The organism is Mitsuaria sp. TWR114 (genome assembly GCF_007997345.1).
Genome location: NZ_VOSR01000805.1, coordinates 1 through 2,612, shown reverse-complemented (window position 1 = coordinate 2,612; position 2,612 = coordinate 1). Strand labels below are relative to the sequence as shown.

2 protein-coding genes are annotated in these 2,612 nt (G+C 70.9%); both read left to right on the top strand.

The window, feature by feature from the left end:
• The coding region (locus FUT87_RS24410) for a CocE/NonD family hydrolase (protein ID WP_147242669.1) at positions 1–1,789 on the top strand (1,789 nt) is incomplete at its 5' end.
• A gap of 186 nt (positions 1,790–1,975) precedes the next feature.
• Positions 1,976–2,545 (top strand): hypothetical protein, encoded by a 570-nt coding sequence (locus FUT87_RS24405; RefSeq protein ID WP_147239935.1) that lies wholly within the window; start codon positions 1,976–1,978, stop codon positions 2,543–2,545.
• The last annotated feature ends 67 nt before the right edge of the window (positions 2,546–2,612 follow it).

The window sequence follows — 2,612 nt, the reverse complement described above, 5'->3', positions numbered from 1 at the left end:
GGTGTCGATGCCGGCGGACTTCCTCGGCATTCCCCGGTCGGGCCGCTACCCGGTGGTGCTGACGCAGACGGCCTACCGCATCGACGTCGGCCAGTTCCTGGGCGTCTTCACCCCGGCCGGCGGCAACACGCTGCTGATCGGCGGCCTGGACCAGTTCATGGTGCGCCGCGGTTATGTCACCGTCGCGATCGACGCCCACGGCACCGGCATGAGCGGCGGCGTCACGCAGCTGATCGGCGAGGAGGAACAGCAGGCCTACCGCGAGGCGGTCGAGTGGGTGACGCGGCAACCGTTCTTCAACGGCAGCATCGGCGTGGCGGGCACTTCCTACCTCGGCATCAGCGCGCTGCTGACCGCCGGCCAGCAGCACCCGGCGGTGAAGGCCGCCTTCGCGCAGGTGCCGATGGGGGACGCCTACCGCGGCGTCGCGGCCACCGGCGGAATGTTCAATGCGCAGTTCCTGAGCACCTGGCTGCCGCTGACCCAGTCGCTGAGCGTGGCCAACGCGCCGGAGCTGCTGCTCCATCCCTGGTACGCGAGCCAGATCAACGCCGCGACGGCGGACCATGTCGCCGCGATCGACGGCTGGTACGCGCCGACCTTCGACGGTTTCGTCGGCGGCGCGAGCGGCATCGCCACCGACGACGGCGGCTTCTGGGCCGGCCGGTCGCCGGTGGAGAGCGCCGGGAAGATCCGGGTGCCGACCTTCATCGTCGGCGCGTCGCTGGACATCTTCCAGCGCGACCAGCCGCTGCTGTACGAGCAGCTCAAGCGCAACGTGCCGGCCAAGCTGGCGATCCTGCCGGGGGCGCACCTGCAGTCCGTGCAGGCGGGCATCGGCGGCTATGGCGGCGCGCCGTCGTACGGGCCGCCGAGCACGACCTCGCTGCTGCTGCAATGGTTCGACCAGTACCTGCAGGGTCGCGCGACCGGCGCCGAGGCGCTGCCGACGGTGACGCAGTTCGTCGATGGCTACGGCGAAGGCGCGCCGCGCTTTGCGACGGCGAGCGACTGGCCGCATCCGCGGATGGCGCCGCAGCGCTGGTACCTGCAGCCCGACGGCAGCCTGGCCGCGCGCATCCCGGCGCAGGCGTCGGGGCGGACGGTGGCCGAGCCGCCGGCGCCGACCGCCACCCGCGGCACCGCGCTGGGGACGCTGTTCACCGCGAGCGTCCAGGTGCGCGACCACAGCGACTGCTCGGCGAGCCAGGTGCAGTGGACCCTGGGACTGGCGGGGCTGCTGCCGCGGCCGTGCTACTCGGACAGCGCGCGCGTCGAGTCGCTGCAGGGCGCGGCGGTCTTCGAGACCGCGCCGATGGCGCAGGACCTCTACCTGAACGGGCCGATCCAGGCGGACCTCTGGATCTCGACGACGCGCACGCAGGCGGCGCTGTCGGTGCGCATCGACGATGTCGACCCGGCCACCGGCACGGTCAAGCCGCTGACGCACGGGCTGATGTCGGCCGCGCACCGGGCGGTGGACACGAGCCGCTCCCGCTTCGTCAACGGCACGATGATCCAGCCGTGGCACCCGTTCACCACAGCCGCGATGCTGCCGGTGGTGGCCGGCGAGCCGATGCTGGTGCCGGTGGAGGTGTTCCCGGTGGCGGCGTTGGTCCGCGCGGGGCACCGATTGCGCATCGCGATCAGCGCGAGCAACCAGGCGCAGGGCATCTGGCCGGCGCCGCTGCAGCGCCAGGCCGAGGGCAACCTCACGACCCTTCACGCAGGCCCGCTGCGGCCGTCGAGCGTCGTGCTGCCGGTGGTGCCGGCGGGCGAGCTCAACTGAGCGTGCGGGTCAGGCAAGCCCTGACCCCGCGGCGTCCATCGCCACTATCGATATGCGTCGGGGGACCGACCTACTCGAACCGGCATCCCCCGACGATGCGCTCTTCCGAGGGAGTGCCTTCCGCCTCGCGCCGATCCAGACTGCAGGCCTTCGGGATGGGTTTGCAGTTTGGAAAGGATCGAGACGATGAATGCAGTGATCAATGCATGGACGGACCGGGTACCAACGCGGACGCCAGCGGGCGACGACATGCGGGCGAGCGAAGCCTGGGACGCATGGGTGGAGCCACTGGTCGACCTGTTGAAGTCGCCGGCCTCCCGGCTCATCCATCTGATCAGCGAGCGGCCGGCGCCCAGCGCCGCCACGCCGGACTGGGCGTCGATCGCCGTCCAGCTGCGGCACGCCTTCAATCGCAACGAGGTCAGCAGTCGTGAGGCTTATGTTCGGCTGCGCCTGGCGCTGGGCGTGCTCTGGATGCAGCAAGTGCCAATCTGCCAGGGGCCGGCCGGCATCCGGTTCTACGAGGACGACTGCCTCGACGCCCATGTGTTGGTGACCCTGCACGTCGACGTCGATCCCCGCCGTGCCTACGATCTTGGCGGCGAGTTGCGCACGCTGGCCAGCGCCTGCGACGCTTGCGTCCTGGGTTTCCTGGTGCTCTTCCAGTCGATCCATCCGGCCCCTCCTTCGCCCCGCCTGCAGCGATCGGAAGACGACGGGGAGCTCGATGCGCCCGACGCGGACGATCGCCAATGAGGGGATCACCATGCCTGTCACCGACAAGCAACTCAAACGCAGCGCCGAGGGCCTGGCCGGCGAGGCC

Coding starts and splice junctions, on each gene's coding strand:
- FUT87_RS24405 (WP_147239935.1), top strand. CDS start 1,976: ATGAATGCAGTGATCAATGCATGGACGGACCGGGTACCAACGCGGACG.